Source organism: Trichocoleus desertorum ATA4-8-CV12 (assembly GCA_019358975.1).
Lineage (GTDB): Bacteria > Cyanobacteriota > Cyanobacteriia > FACHB-46 > FACHB-46 > Trichocoleus > Trichocoleus desertorum_A.
In genome coordinates this window covers 126,667-147,714 of sequence record JAHHIL010000005.1, presented here as the reverse complement: position 1 = coordinate 147,714, position 21,048 = coordinate 126,667, and the positions used below count along the sequence as shown (strand labels likewise).

Below are 21,048 nucleotides of genomic sequence, written 5' to 3'. Positions count from 1 at the left end.
ACACCCTAGGAGCGATTAGTAAGTCCTTGCAATCGCACCTTGCAAGCTACGTATAGGGGAAATTGGTGATGCTCAGCGACTAACCAAGCTACCAGAATGAAGTGCACCGAGAAGGTCAAGCCAGTCCACAAGAAAGGGACAGAACTGGTGGGGCTATCCTCAAGGGGTGGAAACATATAAGAAGCCAGCCCCACTAAAGCGGATGGAAAGACCACCAAAATCAGCCCAATCAACCAAATTAGGATAGTTTGGTCAGCATTTCCCTGATGCATCGTTCGCCAAGTTTGCCCGTTCCAGCGCCAAGCTAAGGGATGGGAGTTATCCACCACATGAACCGATTGTTCAAGCAGGTTAGCCGTGAAGATATGGCGGCAAAAGTTACAAGCAAACGCATCCATCAAGGTCATCCCGGCAATCTCACCATGACGGCAGATAGGGCAGGTATAAACCTCTTGATAGTTCAAATTTCGGGAAAGAGTTGACTGAGGCGATCGCTTCATAGCACGCACACCTACCTAGAGACTGGGTTCAAGCAAAGCTCCTCCCCATTCTAGACATCAGAATTAGGTATAGTCTCCGCCTAGGCGCTTAGAACGCACGAGCAACCGTATTGCCCGCACTACCCACAGCTTTGACAATTTCAACTCCGTTTTGCTCTAGCACCACAATGGGTTGCTCACGGGTGCCCAGCTCAATTCGCTTAACTAAAATGCCACCCGCCAAGTACTCACCTTCACTGACATAGCGGCCAGTAGACTCTTGTGGCACTTTGATAATAGCGCTCACCTTCTGTCCAACTTGCACCACCCCTGTGACTTCTATTGTATCGGTCACGCTGGTAGGGGATACGGGAGCCACAGCAGAGAATGGGGGCGGCGGCGGTAAGGGAATGGTTGTGAAATCAGAGGAAGTAGGCTGCAATTGTGGTAGAGGAGCCGCCGCAATAACTGGAGCGGGAGCTGGCTGGCTTGGAGCTGGCTGAGGTGCGGCGGCTGTCACTACTCTAGGCACTGGGGCAACTTGGGGCACAGGTCTGCTAGCACTATTGGAATTAGCAGTACCCGGTACAACCACTGGCGAAGCGACGACAGCAGCAAAGGGGTCACGACGACCTGAAGCGATTTGCGGCAACCGCGCAGTTGCATTGGTAGGTTGCACTAAGCCTGGAACATGTACCGTTCTCGTCACAGGAACGGGGGGCACCACAGGTTTAGAAAAATTCTGTTGGGCGATCGGCTGAGGGGTAGCGGGTTGAGTAGAACTAGCAACCGATGGAGAAGCAGGAGTGGGATTTTGCTGAACCGTGCGATCGCCCCCAGCACAACCGACTAAGACTAGAGCCGTGGCCGTGAAACTTACCAGTTGCTGCAATTTGTTCATGCCCACTCCTTCACCAACATTGCTGAAATCTATGCAATCTGATTACACAGAATAGCCTTAATTCTAACGGCTGAAGCTCCCGTTAGATAAAAAAACGTAAATTTCAGCAGAACAACGATGACTATTGACCTTGGCGATAGTCGGTAAACGAGTGGTAGCAAGTCTCAGGGTGATACAAGTGGCACCGATTCGTAATCTCTTTCATCAATGCCCAAGAAAAGTTGCACTCCTGGTACAAGTGATCGCCCCAGTTTTGCTGCAAACTCCGATAAGCCATCCGTAAGTTGTAGGACGGAATCGCGGTGGAAATATGGTGCGGCACATGCACATTAATGTCATGGCAGAGAAACTCCACCCAACCGGGGTAATTGCAGTGCACCGTGCCAGAAAGCTGAGAATCAGCCGCATTCCATTGGTCTTCGGGATAAAACGCAATATCTGGCGCAGTATGATGCACGAGCGTGAAAGTGCTCATCCAAAAATGGTAGACCAACCAAGGCATCAGCCAAAACTTGACAAAGCCCCAAATTCCAGTTGTCGCAATTAGGGTCGGAAAGGCGATCGCGGCAAAAAGCAACACAACCGTCACAGACAACTTAACTTTGCGGTGATCCTTAGGTTGAAACTCTGCCAGAGTGAAGTGTATACCTGCCCAATGCACGATTGAAGCCACCCACCAGAAACGGCCCCGCAGCCCCTCATAGCCTTTTTGAAGCGAGCGTGGCAAGCTATCGTAGTACTCTGGCTGGAAGGGTTGCCAAGCGTTATCGATATCTAGCTTGTTGGTATGGGTGTGGTGGAAGTTATGGAGAATGCGCCAGCTGTGGAAGGGATAAATCAGCGGCATCATGAACAAGTGACCCACCAAATCATTTACCCAGCGCCGTTTGGCAAAAGAGCGATGGCCGCAGTCGTGCCCAATCACAAAAAAACCAGTTAGCGCTGTCCCGGTGAAAATCCAGAGCACAGGTAAGAGAAACCAAGGGGCAACCGCTAAACCCCAATAACCTAGAGCCACGATAGCGACGCTGAATAAGGCAGCAGACCACGCCTTGCGGCTATTTTTTTGAAAACATTCTTTCGGTAAGGTCTTCAAAATATCTTTTAGACGTAGAGCTGAAGCAGGTGCATCAAACTCTAAATTCTCAGGCTTTACTGTCGATACAGTCATAAAGAAACGAGCTTTCTCCAGTGAACAGTGATATCTGGGTTCACACTTAAAAACCTGCTAATGCAAGGTAGCAGGTTATGTTTTTTAAGTAGTTGCGTCGATTGATGTATAGAAAAACTTGGCAGCAGAAATGAGTGCTGCAAACTAGAGTGGGACTCTAGCTACAAGCCTCAGTAACCAGTCCTTTGTACCACAAGATCGAATTCAAATATTAAGTTTTTTACAGATAATGGTTCAATTTCTCATAATGAACCATCGGCAAGCCCGCAGCAGCTCCTCACCTCATTGAGCCTCATTCACTACAGTTCGTACACTACAGCTCGTAGCGATCGCAGGGCCAAGTCAGCTCATCTGTCACCACTGACTGAACTGAGGAGATCTAAAGTTAATGAGTTAATGTCCCTGCTCCCAACCTTGAAAGCAGGGGCTAAAGGACGAGAGGGCGCTGTAACTACCCTTTAGGAATGTTGGGCTGAGGCCAGTTCTGGGGTCAAACGTTGTTGCTTTAAAACTTGTAATTGTTGAAGTAAAGCGTCTGCCTCTGCTTGCAAGGTCAGAACTCTAACTTGGTGGTCAACCTGGTAAGCAGATTTTTTCATTGATTCCATTAAACGATTTCTGGCTTCCGAGACGGCTGGGTTACTACTGGCAGGTTCACCGGGTTCTAGACGGCTAGGAGCACTTGATGAGTTGGATGCACTTGTCGAGATCAGTAGTTGACTAGTCATTTTTGCTTACTCACACCATTTGATTATTTTACTGGATTAATGAGCTAAGGTGAAGGAATGTATCGATATTTGAGTTTGGCCCTTACAAGTTCAGGCCCAAGCTCAGGCGGGCACACTGAAAGTTTAGAGAAGTTTGCCGATCGCGATACACTAAGGTTTACTTCAATTTTTTTGGAACCCACATAGCTGACCACTGTGACTCTAAGCCTGTCCTCCGCTAATTCCTCTGTTGGATCTGCACCAAAGGCCGTAAGTTGGCCGGGTCTGATTGAAGCCTACCGACCCTATCTACCCGTTACCGACCAAACCCCTGTGGTAACGCTACATGAGGGCAATACTCCCCTCATCCCTGTCCCTGCGATCGCAGAGCAGATTGGTAGACAGGTGCGTGTGTTCGTAAAATATGACGGTCTTAACCCCACCGGAAGTTTCAAAGATCGCGGTATGACTTTGGCAATTTCCAAAGCCAAGGAAGCAGGGGCACAAGCTGTCATTTGTGCCAGTACGGGCAATACTTCCGCTGCTGCCGCCGCCTACGCCCGTCGGGGTGGAATGCGGGCCTTTGTGTTGATTCCAGAGGGTTATGTGGCTTTGGGCAAATTAGCTCAAGCTTTGCTGTATGGCGCTGAGGTGCTAGCAATTCAGGGCAACTTTGACCGAGCCTTAGAAATTGTGCGGGAAATGGCCGAAACTCACCCTGTGACTTTGGTGAACTCGGTTAACCCTTATCGCTTAGAAGGACAGAAAACTGCTGCCTTTGAAATTGTGGATGTCTTAGGTAACGCCCCCGACTGGCTCTGCATCCCAGTCGGAAATGCGGGTAATATCTCCGCTTACTGGATGGGCTTTTGCCAGTATCACCAAGAGGGTCGTTGCGATCGCCTACCCCGCATGATGGGTTTCCAAGCCGCAGGTGCTGCCCCTTTGATCTCCGGCATTCCGATTCAGCATCCCGAAACCCTAGCAACCGCCATCCGGATTGGCAATCCAGCTAACTGGGAAAAAGCGATCGCGGTCAAAGATGCCAGCCAAGGTGCTTTCAACCCAGTCACCGATGACGAAATTCTAGAAGCTTATCGTTTACTCGCTTCCCAAGAAGGAGTTTTCTGTGAACCTGCCAGTGCCGCATCGGTAGCAGGCATGTTGAAGGTCAAGGATCAAATTCCTACCGGAGCCACGGTCGTTTGTGTCCTCACAGGCAATGGCTTAAAAGATCCAGATTCAGCCATTAAACACAGCACCAATCAATTTAAACAGGGAATTGCGCCTGATTTAGCGGCGGTAGCTCAAGCGATGGGTTTCTAGCGGCCTCTCCACTTTCAGCCATTGTCGAAGCGCCAGCATTCGTGATACTGCTGGCGCTTTTGTCTATTTGCTGAATGGCTCTCTCTTTAGTGAGCAGGTCAATGGTATCGCCCAAGGCAGTGGTTAAGCTCTTACGAGTTTGAGCATGATTAGCCTGCTCTAGTTGTAACGCCTGGATTAATTGCTCCACCTCACTTTGTAGCCGCCCTTGTTCCTGTAGGAGCTGCACCAGTTTTTCACGCAGCTCAGCTGGAGATTGGATCTGGTCGATGACTTGAGCAATTTCTGTAGCCGAGCGGGACGAGTCCACTTCCAGAACAATGCCACCTCGCAACTGCTGAATTTCAATTTGCAAATCTGCGATCGCCTGTTGAGCCAGGTTCGCCTCGGTGCGCCGCTGTTGAGCTTCTGTTTCGTAGAGCCGACGCCAGTTAGTCGCACTGGTATAAGCCGCGTCTCGTTCTCGTTCTACTTCAGCTAATTGTTGTTGCAGTGCCTTAATTTCAGATAGCCACTGTCTAACATCTTGAGTCATCGGCCACGTTCCTTCCTGATTCCATCAAGTCAGGCTCCCAGCAGTATGTCCTAAAAACCTAGGATTTGAGTCACAATCCTGGGGGCAGGCAAAATAATAATCAACAGCAAGCCCAAAGTGAACAATCCCAGCAAATCTCGCCGATTGTCGAGTTCACTCACGTCGTTGAGTGCGGGGCCATCCACCACTGGCATAAAAAATAGCAGCACTGCCCAGAGAAAGAAATCCGGTTGCACTAGAGACAGTCCTAGCACCAATAGCCGCGTCACTTGCCCAATCAGGGCTCCGGTACGTTGCCCAAACATAGCATGCACCACATGACCGCCATCAAGCTGTCCCACAGGCATTAAGTTAAGCGCTGTCACAATTAAGCCCAAGCAGCCTGCGATCGCTACAGGATGCAGCTTAATAGCAGTTTCAGAAGTTAAGGCAGCACCCAAAGCCAATTTGCTTAAAAGTGCGAGCAAAAATGAGGTACTAGGATTCAACGCATTAAAGTTGAGGCCAAGTTGCTCCGTTGCAGGCACAGTTGTAGAGTGCATCAGTCCCCAAATCAAGATAGGCAGGGTGATAATCAACCCAGTCATAGGACCAGAAATGCCCAAATCAAACAAGGCTTTGCGATTGGGAATGGGCGATCGAATTTGAATGAACGCGCCAAACGTGCCCAAGAAGAAGGGAATTGGAATGAAATAGGGTAGCGTCGCCCGCACTTTATAGAAGCGAGCGGTCAAATAATGGCCCGACTCATGAATCCCCAAAATTGTCAGTAAAGCCAAGGCGTAGGGCAACCCTGCCGCAAATAATTGCGGTTCTGCAAACAATTGGGAGAGCGAAGTTACAGAAACTCCAGCAATTTCAATTCCCGCTAGGGTGGTCGTGAACAGAGTAGCGACCAGTAACCCCAACGCCAATCCAGGTCGAATTAAAGGCTCTTGCTTAGATTGATCGGCTTGCTGACTTTGGGGATTTGGCACTAGAGCAAAGAAGGGCTTGCCGTTTGCTCCTTCTTGCAGCATCACCAAGAAGCGATCGCCAAATTGAGCTTCAATATTGTCCCGAATCGTCTGATAAGCTGCGTCGGGTGTGGTGCGCAACTGACCACGACAAATCACTGCTTGAGGACGGTACTCAATGTTCTGAACATAGTAGACTGACCAAGGAAAGCAGCTTTGCAAACTTGCTTCTTCCTCTTTATTGATCGGCTTGACCACTGTTTGGGTTTCAACAACTGTTTTGTCAGCCACTAAGGAATGCTTTGTTTCCCCCAATCCAGGTTGGCTAGTCGTCTCAGAGGCATTGCTAGAAGATGAATTAGGAATGCGCCCTAGGCGAATGAGCAACCAATACAAGAGGGTACAAGTGACAAAAGGCCCGATCACTAAAATTGGCGGTGGCGGATTATTCTCACCGTAAACCAGTGTCCAGGTGCTCCAAATCAGAGCAGGAGTCATCATCACTAGCCACAAAATCCAGACGGGTGTCCGGGTAATGCTAGCGACATTGCGCTGCACAACCAAGTAGGTGATGAAGCCAAGCAAGAATACGAGTGAGAGCAACCAAAAAGTCATGCTATTAATCTCAATTGGTCTTTAGAGATGTCTTGAACAGTTCCACGACCAGTTAGCAACATTATCACCAGCCTGGTAGACATGTCTCGCGACCTGTTGTCAGCGTATTCTCAATTTACAAGAACTGCAAAATTTACAAGAACTACCACAAAAGCTCAACCACGACTATGCCAGAGCCACAAAGCTCCCTATCGAAGCAGCCTCGGGTTGTCTTGGATGGACAGCCTCCTTACACCCTGTATGCCTTCCCCCCCAACCGAGATACTTTGGGCGGTACTGCTTATTTTATTGTAGGAAATGATGCCAATATCCTGATCGATTGCCCCGCTTGGAATGAAGCCAATTTATTGTTCTTACAAGCTCAAGGTGGCGTCCGCTGGCTGTTTATCACGCATCGAGGTGGCATCAGCAAGCATGCGAGCGAAATCCAGGCTGCTTTGGGATGCGAAATTGTAGTTCAAGAACAAGAAGCCTATTTGCTGCCAGGCTTAAATCCAACTCAGTTTCATGAAACTTTTACGTTTTATTCAGAGGCTCAAGCTCTTTGGACACCGGGCCACTCTCCCGGCTCTGCCTGCTTTTACCATCCAGCCTATGGTGGGGTGCTGTTCTCTGGGCGGCACTTAATTCCTAGCGCTCAAGGGGAACCTGTCCCGTTACGGATTGCCAAAACTTTCCATTGGCCCCGTCAATTGCGGAGCATTCAACAACTGCTGGAGCAATTTACGCCCCAAACCCTCAATTTTATCTGTCCGGGAGCCAACACGGGTTTTTTGCGAGGCGATCGCGCCATTGCTCAAGCTTATGATCGCTTAGCCTGTCTAGATTTGGCTGCTTACGCTCAAGCCAAGCCCCTGCTTTAAGCCAAACTTAAGTTTTAGAGTTTGACTGCTAGCGATCGCCTCACAAAAATCCATAAAAAATGCACCCCTCCCTGTGGAAATCAGTGGAAAGGGTGCAAATCCTAGAGCGTTGTCAATTTCTGAGAATTCGTCAGTCTAAATCAGACCCAGCTTCCTTTGCGAGTCTATCTACCCACGCCCAGGTAGCGGAAACCAGCCCGCTCCAAGATTTCTTCTTCTAAGAAGTTACGACCGTCAATCATGACTGGGTTGTTCATCAACTTCGCCATCTTGGCATAGTCGAGCGTGCGGAACTGTTGCCAGTCGGTCACCAACACCAACGCATCACAACCATCTGCCAAGCGCTCAGGATCAGTCTCCACTAGCACGTTAGACAGACCATGACGCAAACCAGTTTGGGAAACAATCGGGTCGTAAGCCTTCACTTTGGTACCCAAGCGAGTTAGGTGCTCAATCAAGTCTAGAGCAGGCGCATCCCGCATATCGTCGGTATCGGGCTTGAATGTCAGACCCAACAAACCAACCGTTTTGCCCTTCAAAATTTTGAGCACTTGTTGCAATTTTTCCAGGGCAATCAAGCGTTGGCGCTGGTTGACGCTAACCGCAGCCTTGAGCAAGTGAGCTTCGTAGCCATAGTCATCAGCAGTATGAATCAGCGCTGAGACATCTTTGGGGAAGCAGGAACCACCCCAGCCAATCCCAGCTTGCAAGAACTTGCTACCAATCCGGGAGTCCAGACCAATGCCTTTCGCCACTTGCACCACATCTGCACCAACGCGATCGCAAATATTTGCAACTTCGTTGATAAAGCTAATTTTGGTAGCTAGAAAAGCGTTAGAGGCATACTTCACCATCTCTGCCGAGCTGATGTCTGTAGCAACCACTGGCACTGGGGGCAAAGACTTGTCTTCAGCAAATTGACGCTCTGTAATGGGGGTGTAGAGCTCCTGCATCATCGCGATCGCCTTAGAGCTGTTGCTGCCCAAGACAATGCGATCGGGATTGAAGGTATCGTACACAGCCGAACCTTCGCGCAAGAATTCAGGGTTGCTGACCACATCAAACTGAGCCCCGAGGCTTTCCTCAGTCACAGCACCGCCAGCTCCCACCAAAGCTTTCTGACGCTCAGCAATGCCATCCAGTACGATCATTCTGACCCAGTCACCTGAACCGATGGGTACGGTGGACTTATTCACAATCACCTTATAACCGCCGTTGAGATGGCTACCAATACCACGAGCCACTGCTTCCACATAGCGAGTGTCACTTTCACCAGTAGGCAACGGTGGCGTACCCACGGCAATGAAGAGGATTTCTCCGTGGGTAACACCCGCATCCAAGTCAGTGGTGAATTGAATCTTTCCACGCTGAATCGAAGACTGCATCAAGTCTGACAGCCCTGGTTCAAAAATGGGAGATTGACCAGCCTGCATCAGTTTGACTTTCTCTTCGTTGTTGTCAACGCAGATCACATCATGTCCAATGTGAGCCAAGCAGACTCCAGTTACTAGGCCAACGTATCCAGTACCAATGACACAAACGCGCATAGGGTGAGTCCTCGAAAAGGGGCAAATGAAAGGTCAGGAAATCGGAACGAGGCAGGGAACGCTCTAGAACGTCTTCAACATGGCAGGAGAACCAGTTACATCATCGACGGACGGATTACTATCCGGGTTTGGACTGGTAATCCGAGTCCGAAAATCTTCCACAGTTAACCGCAAGCCATCCTGCAAGGGAACGGTAGGCTGCCATCCCAGCCAAGTTTTAGCTTTAGTGATATCAGGCTTACGACGACGAGGATCGTCCTGAGGTAATGGTTCATACCGAATCGCGACATCTGGAGCCACCATTTGTTGCACGGCCTGAGCCAACTGCAAGATGGTGTACTCATCAGGGTTCCCCAAATTAACGGGACCAGTATGCTCACCGTTCATTAAACGAATAAACCCATCCACTAAATCTGAGACGTAGCAAAAGCTTCGGGTCTGAGAGCCATCTCCATAGACAGTTAGGGGATTGCCTCGCAAAGCTTGGACGACAAGATTGCTCACAACCCGACCGTCGTTTTCCAGCATTCTGGGGCCGTAGGTATTGAAGATTCGAGCCACGCGAATTTCAACATCATTTTGGCGATGGTAATCAAAAGCCAGAGTTTCTGCGACTCGCTTACCTTCGTCATAGCAGCTACGAATACCAATCGGGTTGACATTCCCCCGGTATTCCTCAGTTTGAGGATGCTGCTCTGGATCACCATAGACCTCCGAAGTAGAAGCGAGGAAGAATCTCGCTTTGACTCGTTTAGCCAAACCCAGCATATTCAGAGTACCCATCACATTGGTTTTGATGGTTTTGACTGGGTTGTACTGATAGTGCACTGGCGAGGCTGGACAGGCTAGGTGATAGATCTGGTCTACTTCTAGGGAGATAGGTTCGGTGATGTCATGGCGAATCAACTCGAAATAAGGGTGATTTAGCCATTTCAACAGATTCCGTTTATGTCCGGTATAGAAGTTATCGATGCAAAGAACTTCGTGTCCTTCCGTCATCAATCGATCTATCAGATGTGAACCGATAAATCCAGCACCACCGGTGACTAAAATTCTCATAATCTAGAGCTACAGATATTTGAAAAGAGCTGACTTATATTACAACCCAATCTTGAGTCAACTGGAAAACAGACAATGAAGGACGATTTAGGGTTTCTAGAATGTTTAGCCAGTCTTTAGGGTAAGAGCGGCCTTCTAAAGTAACCTGAGATTTTTGTCTTGTCTAACTCCGTCGTATTTGCACTGATTTGTCTAGAAAATTAACAGAAATTCTCGGCGAAGTCAGAACCAAAACTGTAGAATTCACCAAAACTTAATAGCAATGCTGCAATGATGAAAATTAGCCTAGGCTAAAACTGACTTTCACTAAATGAATTACCCTAGCACCTTGGAAATTAACGGCAGAGGGCGATCGCAGCTGTTTTCATAGTTCTAGCAGTCAGCCCGATCAGGCACGAAACAACTCAAAACTTTTGAGCTAAGTTTGATACTAAATCGTGAAAATCAACAATACTGAATCAGCAAAGTTACATTCACACAATCAGGGTTGAAAGCAAATCTAGTTCTAACTTCAGGCTAAGCTCAAGATAAGTTAACCTCACCGAACCAAATCAACCACTAGCTAGTTTTGATACCAATTAATACTAGTTAATCCTAATCAAAGTTCGCGATCGCTGTTACTGGCATCTTGAGCTATGACTGGCTGCACAAAAAGAGGCGCTCTAGCTTGCCAGTTTTCCCACAGGGTACTTTTGAGCCAGAGCGCGACAAGCCTTGAGTTGGTTTTAAGCTCCTCAACTTAGCAAGAGAGCAGTTAGCAAGAGAGCAAGCCGAGTTAGGGCTGGTCGAGGCGCAGGACAGCCATAAACGCTTCTTGGGGTACATCTACAGTACCGATAGCCTTCATGCGCTTTTTACCCTTGGCTTGCTTTTGCAGGAGTTTCTTCTTCCGGCTAATGTCACCGCCGTAGCATTTAGCCAATACGTCCTTGCGTAATGCAGGGATGCTTTCACTCGCAATGACTTTTGAACCAATGGCCGCCTGTAAAGGAATCTTGAACTGATGGCGAGGGATCAGCTCTTTAAGCTTTTCTACCAACACCCGCCCAACTCCATAAGCTTTGTCACGGTGGACAATCGTGGCTAATGAGTCTACTGGATCGCCGTTAATCATGATGTCTAGGCGCACCAGCGGATTTTCTTGATATTCAATTAGGTGGTATTCCATGCTGGCATAACCGCGCGATCGCGACTTCATCTGATCAAAGAAGTCGGTCACCACCTCGGCCAAAGGCAATTCATAAATCAGCGTTGTACGGCCTTTAGTCAGGTATTTCATATCTTTGAATACCCCGCGTCGCGTCTGACTCAACTCCATCAGGGTACCCACGTACTCTTCCGGCGTAATCATATCTACTTGGACGTAAGGCTCCTCAATTTTTTCGCGCTCTTGCGGACCCGGTAAACGGCTGGGATTATCCACTAAAGTCACTTCACCTTTAATGGTCGTGACTCGGTAGATCACCGAGGGAGCCGTAATAATCAAGTTCAGGTTGTATTCCCGTTCCAAGCGCTCTTGCACGATTTCCATATGCAACAAGCCGAGGAAGCCACAACGAAACCCAAAGCCCATCGCACTAGAGGTTTCTGGCTCATAATAAAGCGCCGCGTCATTGAGCTTGAGTTTTTCTAGCGCTTCCCGCAAATCTTCGTACTGGTCTGCGTCTACCGGAAACATGCCACAAAACACCATCGGCTTAGCTTCTGTGTAGCCAGGGAGAGGCTCCGTTGCCGAGGCATTGGCTTGAGTAATCGTGTCACCTACCCGCGCATCTTCGACCGCTTTGATTGCCGCTGCCAGGTAACCTACTTCTCCAGCATGCAGTTCATCCACTTGGACTTGCGTAGGAGACAGTACGCCTAGTTCGTCGATTTGGTACTCTTTTTTGGAGGCCATCAGCCGAATGCGATCGCCTTTTTTCACCGTGCCATCCATGACCCGGAAATAAACGACCACACCTCGATAGCTATCGTAATAACTATCAAAAATCAAAGCTCTCAAGCGATCGTTAATGGTGTCTTTCGGCGGTGGCACCAAATGTACGATCGACTCCAAAATTTCATCAATGCCCAGACCTTCTTTAGCCGACGCCAAAATCGCCCCGCTACAGTCGAGCCCTACAACCTCTTCAATTTCCTGCTTGACGCGCTCAGGGTCGGCACCCGGCAAATCAATTTTGTTTAGGACTGGAATAATTTCTAGATTATGTTCTAAAGCTAAGTAGACGTTGGCTAGGGTTTGCGCTTCGACCCCCTGGGAGGCATCCACCACCAACAACGCGCCTTCACAAGCGGCGAGCGATCGCGACACCTCGTAAGAGAAATCTACGTGCCCCGGCGTATCAATCAAGTTAAGGACGTACTGCTCACCATCACGGGCTTTGTAGTTCATCCGCGCTGCCTGGAGCTTAATGGTAATTCCCCGCTCGCGCTCTAGATCCATGTTGTCGAGAAACTGGGCCTTCATATCCCGATCACTAACAGTGCCAGTTGTTTGTAGCAGGCGATCCGCGAGGGTAGATTTTCCGTGGTCAATATGGGCAATGATCGAAAAATTACGAATGCGAGAAACAGGCACGTCGGTCATATAGCTGGCTCAATTAACAGGCAGGATGGAAGATAACAGGCAGGATAAAATAACTCAGAAAACGACTTAAGCGCTTCAGTTGGCCTTGGGATAGGGCCAGTCGAGGAGTGAATTTAGTAGAGCTCTTTAATGCATTTTGACATACTCCCCGTCCTGAAAGAGCGAGGATTCTAGGCTCAATTAGCTAGCTCAAACAGCAACCACAGGCACAGCCCATCTTACAGGCTAGATTCGCTCAACCCAACTCCGAGTGCAGCTAGGGCACTGGGCTGAGATTGGGCTGAGATTGGGCTTGATGCAGATATTCCACGGGATTAGAGGGCAGCATGTACAATGCACGTAGGGAACTCAATCCGTGTCTCTAAAACTTTTTATGACTCAGATGGGTTTTTGATCCTTCAAAAAACGTTTTGAGTGTTCCTGGTAGGCGAAAGTACTTAGAGTCGCCATCTTTTCAGATCTCCTCGCCCTTGATCCACTGAAGATCTCTGTCATTACACTATGAGTGAGCAGGCTAGTCCTTCCCCCCGATCGTCAGATAAGGTTGAGATTGCAATTCATTTAGACCCAGAATTGCTTGATCAAATCCAGCATCTCACCAATGAGCCCAGCAAGGTGATTGAGACAGCAGTGCGTCAATGGTTGAGGGGAGAATCTTCCTCAGACCAAGAGCTGTCTCGAACACTGCCTAGAAATCCTCCGGTGCCGCCTAGAGGCGAATGGAATGATTGATCTATAACCAAAAGAAACGTGTTACATCAAAGCTTAAAGCTTAATTGAAGTTAATTGAACGGTTGAATTGGGATAACTGCGTATATATCAGTGTATATGTCAGTCATACCAGCAATTTTCTGTACTCGTAGTGGTTGTTATTTCTACCGTGTAGCGAACAGTTTTTTGGGGTTCTCGACATCTGCTGGTGGCATCTACCTTGTCCTAAGGACTTCTACGCGATCGCGAAGCCTCACTAAGCTTAGTCATTAAGCCTCCAGAAGTGCTTCCCTATCCGCACCCTTCGCAGTTTCGCATCCTATACTAATGACCTCTTCCGCCGACTCTAAATTTTCATTAACGGAACTAACAGAATTAGTACCTGCTACTGATAACCCTGAATACTTGCAGGGACTAGGGTCTGAGTTGGTATTTACCCAGACAGTTACCGGGGAATACCTTTCGTTTTATTGGCAGGAAGCTGAGCACTTTGGGCTTGCACCAGAGCAACTGGTAGGTCATAGCCTAGGAGAAGGGTTTGGGCCAGCAGCACTTAATCCCTATTTGGGGCGGGTGCGACGAGTTTTAGACTATTTAACCCCCGATCGCTTTACCTATCCCTTTCGTTTCGGCGATCAATACCTATTGTTCGACTTAATTGTGAGTCCTATCCTCACGCCCAGCGGCATCGCTACAACCGCTTTGGTGATGGGTAAACGACTCTCTACTTCTGGTCGGGATCAGGCAGTCACCGTCGAAACAGACGCACCCCCCTATCAAGCCCCTAATTCCGATCGCTATCAAAAATTACTCACCCAAATCGCCTGGAATATCCGGCGTACCCTTGACCTAGAAACAATTTGGCAGCAAACGGTTAATGGTTTAGGCAAAGCCTTAGGCGTGAGCCGCTGCATCATCTGTCCTTACGAAGGCGGCAGTCCTGCCGTGAAAGTGGTGGCAGAATTTTGCCAGGACTCCGCTCCCGCCATGCTAGGGCAGACGCTAAAAATTGCTGAGGAAGTCCACTTTAAGCAAGCGCTGACTCTGCTAGAGCCAATTCTGTTAGAGCAAAGCGCCAACACGATGCATATCTTCAATGGCGCTTATAGCGGTCAAGAGGCAAGTCACGCGGGTAGCTGTTCTACAGCACAAGTTCTAGAGGGGCCAAAGCAATCCATTTTAATGGTCGCTACCTGCTATCAAGACCAACCCAATGGTTTAATTTGCTTGTATCAGTGCGATCGCCCCCGGATGTGGAGTGAGGCTGAAATTGACCTAGTGCGAGAGCTGGCCGACCAAGTGGGAACCGCGATCGCCCATGCCACCCTATTTGCGGCCAGTCAAGCCTTAGCGACTCAACTCCAAAAAGTCAACGAAGATTTAGTTCAGAAACATCGTGAGCTAGAAGAAGCCAGCCAGCAAGCGGAAGAAGCCTCGCGTCTCAAGAGTGAGTTCTTGGCCAATACATCCCATGAACTCCGTACTCCGCTGAATGGCATGATTGGCTTCCTCAAGCTGGTGATGGATGACATGGTCGATGACCCAGAAGAACAGCACGAATTTATCGAAGAAGCTTATCACTGTGCTATTCATTTGATGCAAGTGATCAATGACATCCTCGACATTGCCAGAATCGAGGCTGGCAAGATGCAGCTAGAGTTAAGCCCTGTCAACCTCAACGAACTACTGGCCGCAGTTGAAAATTTTTCGCAAAGACAGATTCAAGCACAACAGAAGAACTTGAATTTTGAAATCAACCTACCCCCGACTTACGACCAAATCATTCTGGAAGGTAACTATCAGCGCTTGTTGCAAGTGATGCTGAACTTAGTGGGAAATGCGATTAAATTCACCCATGAAGGCGGAATTACCATCAGCGCTGAAGTGGTTAAGAAGAAAATTACGGTGCAAAATAATGAACGGCCCGGAATGGTCAAGATTCGGGTGGCCGACACAGGCATTGGGGTTTCTCTCGACAAACAAGACAAATTGTTCCAATCCTTTAGTCAGGTAGACGGTTCCCGCACCCGCCAATATGGGGGGACAGGTTTAGGGCTCGCCATTTCGCAGCGATTGGTCGAAGCAATGGGTGGAGTCGTCAACTTCTACAGCTTGGGGGAAGGATTAGGCTCAACGGTCACCTTTGATGTCCCTCTCTTCCAAGAACCGATTATGAGCACGACTCCTTTGAATGAGTCCGTAGATCTCCTGGTAGAGCGCTTACCCTAATAAACTCACCAATCAACAATTTTCTGCTAGAGCTAGACGCTTCTGTGCGGTCTTGACCTTTGTAGCGCTAGGATAAACCTAAGATCAATACAGCTGCAATTAGACAGACTGCGAAAGGGAAACTATGGCTGAAACTCTAGCGTTAACCTCAGAGAACGTGGAAAAAGTATTGGATGAACTGCGTCCCTACTTGATCTCGGATGGCGGCAACGTCGAACTTGTAGATATTGATGGGCCAGTAGTCAAGTTACGACTCCAAGGCGCTTGTGGCTCTTGCCCCAGTTCTACCATGACGCTTCGTATGGGCATTGAGCGACGCTTGCGAGAATTTATTCCAGAAATTGCTGACGTTGAACAAGTCATGTAAGGAAACGTTACTGACTTTACTGTTCTTTTACACTGTGCATAAAGTGAATAAACAGGGAAAGCGAGTGGATTTTCCCTGTTTATTTTTTATGGTAAGAGCTTCCTCACAATTCCTATGACTTATCCTCTCTACGTCGCTTTCATCTGGCATCAGCATCAGCCGTTGTACAAGTCGCGAGTGGCGGGGCAGTACCGTCTACCTTGGGTGCGATTGCATGGTACGAAGGATTATCTGGATCTGGTGCTCCTGCTGGAGCGCTACCCCAAGCTGCATCAAACGGTCAATTTAGTACCGTCCTTAATCCTGCAAATCGAAGACTATGTGGCGGGACAGGCATTTGACCCTTATCTTTCCGTTGCTTTGTTGCCAACGGAGCAACTGACGCGGGAGCAAAAAGAATTTATTGTGGGGCATTTCTTCGATGCCAACCACCATACCTTGATCGATCCACATCCCCGTTATGCCGAGTTATACGGTCAGCGCCAAGAACGAGGGGAGGCATGGTGTTTAGAAAACTGGGTCTTGCAAGACTATAGTGACCTGCTAGCTTGGCACAATTTAGCTTGGATTGACCCCCTGTTTTGGGATGACCCAGAGATTGAGCAGTGGCTGAAGCAGGGCCGCAACTTTACCATTGGCGATCGCCAACGCATTTACTCCAAACAACGGGAAATTCTCAGCCGCATCATTCCGCAACACCGCAAAATGCAGGAGACAGGGCAGCTAGAGGTCACGATTTCGCCCTACACTCACCCGATTCTGCCTCTGCTGGCTGATACCAACGCTGGACGAGTGGCAATTCCCAATATGAAATTGCCAGAGCAGCGGTTCCAATGGGCCGAGGATATTCCCCGCCATTTACAGAAAGCTTGGGATTTGTACCTCGATCGCTTTGGACAAACTCCCCGTGGCCTCTGGCCCTCCGAGCAATCGGTGAGTCCAGAAATTTTGCCCTATGTTGCGAAGCAAGGGTTTAATTGGTTGTGCTCGGATGAAGCCGTCTTGGGTTGGACGCTGAAGCACTTCTTTCACCGCGATGGTCTGGGCAATGTCCATGAGCCAGAACTCTTGTACCGACCGTATCGCTTAGAGACTCCAAATGGTGACTTGGCGATCGTGTTTCGGGATCACCGCCTATCTGACTTGATCGGCTTTACTTACGGGGCGATGGAACCCAAGCGGGCCGCTGCTGATTTGGTGGGGCACTTGGAGGCGATCGCGCGATCGCTGAAGAAACGCCAATCGAGTGGCAGCACGGCTCTAGAGAAACCCTGGCTCGTCACCATCGCCTTGGACGGCGAAAACTGCTGGGAGTTTTACCAACAAGATGGTAAGCCCTTCTTAGAAGCTTTCTATCAAACCCTCAGCCAAGATCAAGATATTAAATTAGTTACAGTTTCTGAGTTTGTCGAGAAGTTTCCGCCGACGGAAACCATCCCAGCGGCTCAACTCCACAGCGGCTCTTGGGTAGACGGCAGCTTCACCACCTGGATTGGCGATCCCGCGAAAAACCGGGCTTGGGATCTGCTCACCGAAGCTCGCCAAGTGCTAGCCAACCACCCCGAAGCCACCGAGGAAAGCAATCCTGCCGCTTGGGAAGCGCTTTACGCCGCTGAAGGCTCCGATTGGTTTTGGTGGTTTGGTGAAGGCCATTCGTCCAACCAAGACGCCATTTTTGACCAACTCTTCCGCGAACACTTGTGCGCCATTTACCAGGCGTTAAACGAGCCAGTGCCGTCTCATTTGTACCGTCCGCTTGAGATTCATGAAGCGAAGGGAGACCACCGTCCCCAAGGCTTTATCCATCCTGTAATTGATGGGCAAGGGGATGAACAAGATTGGGATAAGGCGGGTCGGATTGAAGTGGGGGGAGCCAGAGGCACCATGCACCGTAGCAGTGCGATGCAGCGGCTTTGGTACGGGGTCGATCACTTAAATTTCTACCTGCGCCTAGACTTTCAAGCAGGAATGCAAGCTGGCATTGGGCGATCGCCAGAACTGAATTTACTTTGGTTCTATACCAACCAAACCATGCACAACAGCCCAGCGCCGATCGCGGATTTGCCCGATGAAGCACCCTTAAATTATTTGTTCCACGACCATCTCAGCGTTAATTTAATGACTGAATCCCTCTGGTTTCAGCAAGCCGGAGAGCATTACCAATGGCATTCCCGTCCTAGCCGTGCCCAAGTTAGGATCGACAAGTGCTTAGAGTTGGCAGTGCCTTGGGCCGACTTACCCGCCAAACCAGACTGGTCGCTGCGGGTAGTGTTGGTACTCTCGGATGGAGGCCGCTACCACAGTTACGTCCCAGAAGAAGCCTTGATTCCGTTCGACGTGCCTTAAGACCTCTCCCCAAACCCCTCTCCTGCTAGGCGAGGGGCTTTGAATCTCGCTCCCCTTCCCTAGTAGGGAAGGGGCTGGGGGTTAGGTCAGTCCTACAAAACTTAACGAGAATCCCGATAAACGGTATATCTTGATCTATTGCCAGAAGTATTAATCAAGATTTTGAGGAAGATTTGTGCTTGATCTGAAGCAGATCCGGGAAAATCCACAAGCAGTCCAAGAACGCCTGAACCGCCGATCAGGCAATTTTGACATTCAGCCGATTCTGCAATTGGATCAACAACAGCGGGAAATTGAGAAGGAGCGATCGCAACTTCAGGCCCGTGGCAACGAAATTGGTAAACTCGTCGGACAAAAAGTTAAGGCGGGTAGCGACCCCAAAGGCCCAGAAATTCAAGAATTGCGGGAAGAAGGCAACCAAATCAAGGTGAAGCTCAGCGATTTAGAGCCTCAGGAAAAAGAACTGAAAGCTCAGATTGAAGCGTTGCTGCTGACCCTACCCAACCTGCCCAGCGATTCTACCCCCGTGGGCCAGAGTGAAGAAGAAAACGTAGAAGTGCGGCGTTGGGGCGATGAGTACAAACCGCAAAACCCCGGTATTTTGCCCCACTGGGAAATCGGCGAAAAACTTGGAATTTTGAATACCGAGCGATCGACTAAAGTGGCTCAGAGCCGATTTGTGACCTTAATTGGTGCTGGAGCGGCATTGGAGCGGGCCTTGATTCAGTTCATGCTCGATCGCCAGACTGAGGCGGGTTATCTAGAGGTGATTCCGCCTTTCTTGATCAACAGCGAATCACTGACCGCTACAGGACAACTGCCCAAATTTGCTGAAGAGAGTTTCAAGTGCGAGTCAGATGATCTTTGGCTAGCACCCACAGCCGAAGTTCCCGTGACCAACCTCTACCGCGATGAAATTCTAGCGGCGGAGCAATTACCCATCCATCACTGTGCTTACACGCCTTGCTTTCGTCGGGAGGCAGGCAGCTATGGTCGGGACACGCGCGGCTTGATTCGTCTGCACCAATTTAACAAAGTGGAATTGGTCAAACTGGTGCATCCCAGCACCTCTGAGCAAGAACATCAAGCTCTGGTCCAAAATGCCGAGGCGATTTTGCAGGCTCTGAAGCTACCTTATCGAGTGATTGAGCTTTGCACTGGGGACTTAGGGTTTGGAGCCGCCAAGTGCTACGACCTAGAAGTCTGGTTGCCATCTTCGGGGAAATATCGCGAAATCTCTAGCTGTTCTAACTTCTTAGATTTTCAAGCTCGGCGGGGCAATATTCGCTTTAAGGAAGCAGGCCAAAAGGGCACCCAACTGGTTCATACCTTGAATGGTTCTGGCTTAGCGGTCGGACGGACGATGGCCGCAGTTCTAGAAAATTACCAGCAACCGGACGGTACAGTCCGTCTACCCGAAGTGTTACAACCCTACCTCCGACGAGAGGTTCTCTAAGATGGAGTCGGCGTCAACGATTCAGGCATCCTAGAATAGTAAAGATATCTAACAGACGTTTTTCGGGTCTTAAATCTATGTCAGTTTTGGCGGCGATCGCAGTCTTAGCACTCTTGATTGTGGTCCATGAGTTGGGTCACTTCACCGCAGCGCGGGCTCAAGGCATCCACGTGAATCGCTTTTCCCTAGGGTTTGGCCCCGTTCTGTGGAAATATCAAGGGCCAGAAACTGAATATGCGATTCGGGCTTTCCCCCTAGGCGGGTTTGTCGGCTTTCCTGATGACGATCCGGAGAGCGAAATTCCCCCTGAGGACCCGAATCTGCTGCGCAACCGCCCCGTACTCGATCGCGCGATCGTGATTAGTGCTGGCGTGATTGCCAATCTAATTTTTGCCTACTTCCTGCTGGTCGGTCAGGTCGCAGCAGTAGGTACTCCAGAGTTTAACTACCAACCGGGAGTAGCGGTGCCCAAAGTTGCCGCAGAAGTTAGTTCAGCAGCAGCAAAAGCAGGCATTAAACCTGGAGACATTGTGCTGAGTGTCAATCAGCGAGAACTGGGTGCTTCTAAGCAAGCCATCCAAATCTTGATGGAAGAAATTCAAACTCACCCTGATCAGGCTTTGCCGCTGACTGTGCAACGTGGTAACGAAACATTATCCCTGAGCGTTACACCGGATCTTGGCCCAGAAGGCAAAGGTCGCATTGGCGTGCAACTGGCTGAAAACGTGGAGGTAAAGCGGCGGCGGGCCAGCAATATTGTGGAAGCCTTTAGCACGGGTGCACGTGAGTTTCAGCGGATCGTAGTTTTGACAGTGCAAGGTTTTGGCCAGTTGATTCGCAACTTTGGTGAGACAGCAGAGCAAGTTTCTGGCCCAGTGGCGATCGTAGCTTTAGGGGCAAACATTGCTCGTTCGGACGCGGCCAAATTATTCCAATTTGCTGCTCTGATTAGTATTAACCTCGCCATTATCAACATCCTGCCCCTACCCGCTTTGGATGGCGGCCAGTTAGCCTTTCTGCTGATTGAGGCACTCCGAGGCAAACCACTACCGACCAGGATTCAAGATGGGGTGATGCAAACGGGGCTAATGCTCTTGCTAGGTTTAGGCATCTTCTTGATTATTCGGGATACCGTTAACCTAATCGATGTTCAAAAGCTATTGCAGCCCTAGAGCAGCACAAGTCTGTCATAC

Annotated in this window: 17 protein-coding genes; 8 read left to right on the top strand and 9 right to left on the bottom strand. The window is 49.4% G+C overall.

Annotation, left to right across the window (positions count from 1 at the left end; translation table 11 throughout):
• Positions 1–5 precede the first annotated feature (5 nt).
• From KME12_07460 to KME12_07445, 4 genes are all read right to left on the bottom strand, one after another.
• The gene (locus tag KME12_07460; GenBank protein MBW4487611.1) at positions 6–500 is read right to left on the bottom strand and encodes a hypothetical protein; all 495 of its coding nucleotides are present in this window, start codon (positions 498–500) and stop codon (positions 6–8) included.
• Between the two features lie 88 nt (positions 501–588).
• Complete coding sequence (locus tag KME12_07455; protein MBW4487610.1) at positions 589–1,380, bottom strand: hypothetical protein; 792 nt, start codon at positions 1,378–1,380, stop codon at positions 589–591.
• Between the two features lie 121 nt (positions 1,381–1,501).
• The gene (locus tag KME12_07450) at positions 1,502–2,551 is read right to left on the bottom strand and encodes a fatty acid desaturase (GenBank protein MBW4487609.1); all 1,050 of its coding nucleotides are present in this window, start codon (positions 2,549–2,551) and stop codon (positions 1,502–1,504) included.
• Positions 2,552–3,009: 458 nt separating this feature from the next.
• On the bottom strand, positions 3,010–3,279 hold the full coding sequence (locus KME12_07445) for a hypothetical protein (protein MBW4487608.1): 270 nt from the start codon (positions 3,277–3,279) through the stop codon (positions 3,010–3,012).
• A 186-nt stretch (positions 3,280–3,465) separates the two neighbouring features.
• Between KME12_07445 and KME12_07440 the strand changes: the two genes are divergently transcribed.
• Positions 3,466–4,584, top strand: a complete 1,119-nt coding sequence (locus KME12_07440; GenBank protein ID MBW4487607.1) for a threonine synthase — start codon at positions 3,466–3,468, stop codon at positions 4,582–4,584.
• Here the strand turns inward: KME12_07440 and KME12_07435 are convergent.
• Both KME12_07435 and KME12_07430 read right to left on the bottom strand, forming a co-directional pair.
• Positions 4,529–5,119, bottom strand: a complete 591-nt coding sequence (locus tag KME12_07435) for a hypothetical protein (GenBank protein ID MBW4487606.1) — start codon at positions 5,117–5,119, stop codon at positions 4,529–4,531. The two genes, KME12_07440 and KME12_07435, sit on opposite strands and share 56 nt — an antisense overlap.
• 50 nt (positions 5,120–5,169) lie before the next feature.
• A complete protein-coding gene (locus tag KME12_07430) occupies positions 5,170–6,690 on the bottom strand; it encodes a site-2 protease family protein (GenBank protein MBW4487605.1) in 1,521 nt (506 codons plus the stop codon).
• A gap of 212 nt (positions 6,691–6,902) precedes the next feature.
• On the opposite strand from KME12_07430, the gene KME12_07425 reads away from it, so the two are divergent.
• On the top strand, positions 6,903–7,553 hold the full coding sequence (locus KME12_07425; GenBank protein MBW4487604.1) for an MBL fold metallo-hydrolase: 651 nt from the start codon (positions 6,903–6,905) through the stop codon (positions 7,551–7,553).
• A 164-nt stretch (positions 7,554–7,717) separates the two neighbouring features.
• Here KME12_07425 and KME12_07420 read toward each other — a convergent pair whose 3' ends face one another.
• From KME12_07420 to lepA, 3 genes are all read right to left on the bottom strand, one after another.
• A complete protein-coding gene (locus KME12_07420; GenBank protein ID MBW4487603.1) occupies positions 7,718–9,100 on the bottom strand; it encodes a UDP-glucose/GDP-mannose dehydrogenase family protein in 1,383 nt (460 codons plus the stop codon).
• A gap of 63 nt (positions 9,101–9,163) precedes the next feature.
• On the bottom strand, positions 9,164–10,159 hold the full coding sequence (locus tag KME12_07415; protein MBW4487602.1) for an SDR family oxidoreductase: 996 nt from the start codon (positions 10,157–10,159) through the stop codon (positions 9,164–9,166).
• 775 nt (positions 10,160–10,934) lie between these two features.
• Positions 10,935–12,746 carry a translation elongation factor 4 gene (lepA, locus tag KME12_07410; GenBank protein MBW4487601.1) on the bottom strand — a complete coding sequence of 604 codons (1,812 nt, stop codon included), beginning with the start codon at positions 12,744–12,746 and terminating at the stop codon, positions 10,935–10,937.
• A 501-nt stretch (positions 12,747–13,247) separates the two neighbouring features.
• On the opposite strand from lepA, the gene KME12_07405 reads away from it, so the two are divergent.
• From KME12_07405 to rseP, 6 genes are all read left to right on the top strand, one after another.
• Complete coding sequence (locus KME12_07405) at positions 13,248–13,478, top strand: hypothetical protein (GenBank protein ID MBW4487600.1); 231 nt, start codon at positions 13,248–13,250, stop codon at positions 13,476–13,478.
• Between the two features lie 306 nt (positions 13,479–13,784).
• Positions 13,785–15,686 (top strand): GAF domain-containing protein, encoded by a 1,902-nt coding sequence (locus KME12_07400; protein ID MBW4487599.1) that lies wholly within the window; start codon positions 13,785–13,787, stop codon positions 15,684–15,686.
• Between the two features lie 124 nt (positions 15,687–15,810).
• Positions 15,811–16,053 carry a NifU family protein gene (locus tag KME12_07395; GenBank protein ID MBW4487598.1) on the top strand — a complete coding sequence of 81 codons (243 nt, stop codon included), beginning with the start codon at positions 15,811–15,813 and terminating at the stop codon, positions 16,051–16,053.
• Between the two features lie 114 nt (positions 16,054–16,167).
• Entirely contained in the window at positions 16,168–18,399 is a 2,232-nt protein-coding gene (locus KME12_07390; protein ID MBW4487597.1) for a glycoside hydrolase, read from the top strand.
• Between the two features lie 175 nt (positions 18,400–18,574).
• Entirely contained in the window at positions 18,575–19,855 is a 1,281-nt protein-coding gene (serS, locus tag KME12_07385; GenBank protein MBW4487596.1) for a serine--tRNA ligase, read from the top strand.
• Between the two features lie 77 nt (positions 19,856–19,932).
• Complete coding sequence (gene rseP, locus KME12_07380) at positions 19,933–21,027, top strand: RIP metalloprotease RseP (protein ID MBW4487595.1); 1,095 nt, start codon at positions 19,933–19,935, stop codon at positions 21,025–21,027.
• Positions 21,028–21,048: the final 21 nt, after the last annotated feature.

What these genes read in the sequence shown, in the direction of transcription:
- KME12_07420 (MBW4487603.1), bottom strand. Translation starts at nt 9,100, where the DNA reads ATGCGCGTTTGTGTCATTGGTACTGGATACGTTGGCCTAGTAACTGGA.
- KME12_07395 (MBW4487598.1), top strand. Translation starts at nt 15,811, where the DNA reads ATGGCTGAAACTCTAGCGTTAACCTCAGAGAACGTGGAAAAAGTATTG.
- KME12_07430 (MBW4487605.1), bottom strand. Translation starts at nt 6,690, where the DNA reads ATGACTTTTTGGTTGCTCTCACTCGTATTCTTGCTTGGCTTCATCACC.
- KME12_07460 (MBW4487611.1), bottom strand. Translation starts at nt 500, where the DNA reads ATGAAGCGATCGCCTCAGTCAACTCTTTCCCGAAATTTGAACTATCAA.
- KME12_07435 (MBW4487606.1), bottom strand. Translation starts at nt 5,119, where the DNA reads ATGACTCAAGATGTTAGACAGTGGCTATCTGAAATTAAGGCACTGCAA.
- KME12_07405 (MBW4487600.1), top strand. Translation starts at nt 13,248, where the DNA reads ATGAGTGAGCAGGCTAGTCCTTCCCCCCGATCGTCAGATAAGGTTGAG.
- KME12_07415 (MBW4487602.1), bottom strand. Translation starts at nt 10,159, where the DNA reads ATGAGAATTTTAGTCACCGGTGGTGCTGGATTTATCGGTTCACATCTG.
- KME12_07445 (MBW4487608.1), bottom strand. Translation starts at nt 3,279, where the DNA reads ATGACTAGTCAACTACTGATCTCGACAAGTGCATCCAACTCATCAAGT.
- KME12_07390 (MBW4487597.1), top strand. Translation starts at nt 16,168, where the DNA reads ATGACTTATCCTCTCTACGTCGCTTTCATCTGGCATCAGCATCAGCCG.
- lepA (MBW4487601.1), bottom strand. Translation starts at nt 12,746, where the DNA reads ATGACCGACGTGCCTGTTTCTCGCATTCGTAATTTTTCGATCATTGCC.
- KME12_07450 (MBW4487609.1), bottom strand. Translation starts at nt 2,551, where the DNA reads ATGACTGTATCGACAGTAAAGCCTGAGAATTTAGAGTTTGATGCACCT.
- rseP (MBW4487595.1), top strand. Translation starts at nt 19,933, where the DNA reads ATGTCAGTTTTGGCGGCGATCGCAGTCTTAGCACTCTTGATTGTGGTC.
- KME12_07455 (MBW4487610.1), bottom strand. Translation starts at nt 1,380, where the DNA reads ATGAACAAATTGCAGCAACTGGTAAGTTTCACGGCCACGGCTCTAGTC.
- KME12_07400 (MBW4487599.1), top strand. Translation starts at nt 13,785, where the DNA reads ATGACCTCTTCCGCCGACTCTAAATTTTCATTAACGGAACTAACAGAA.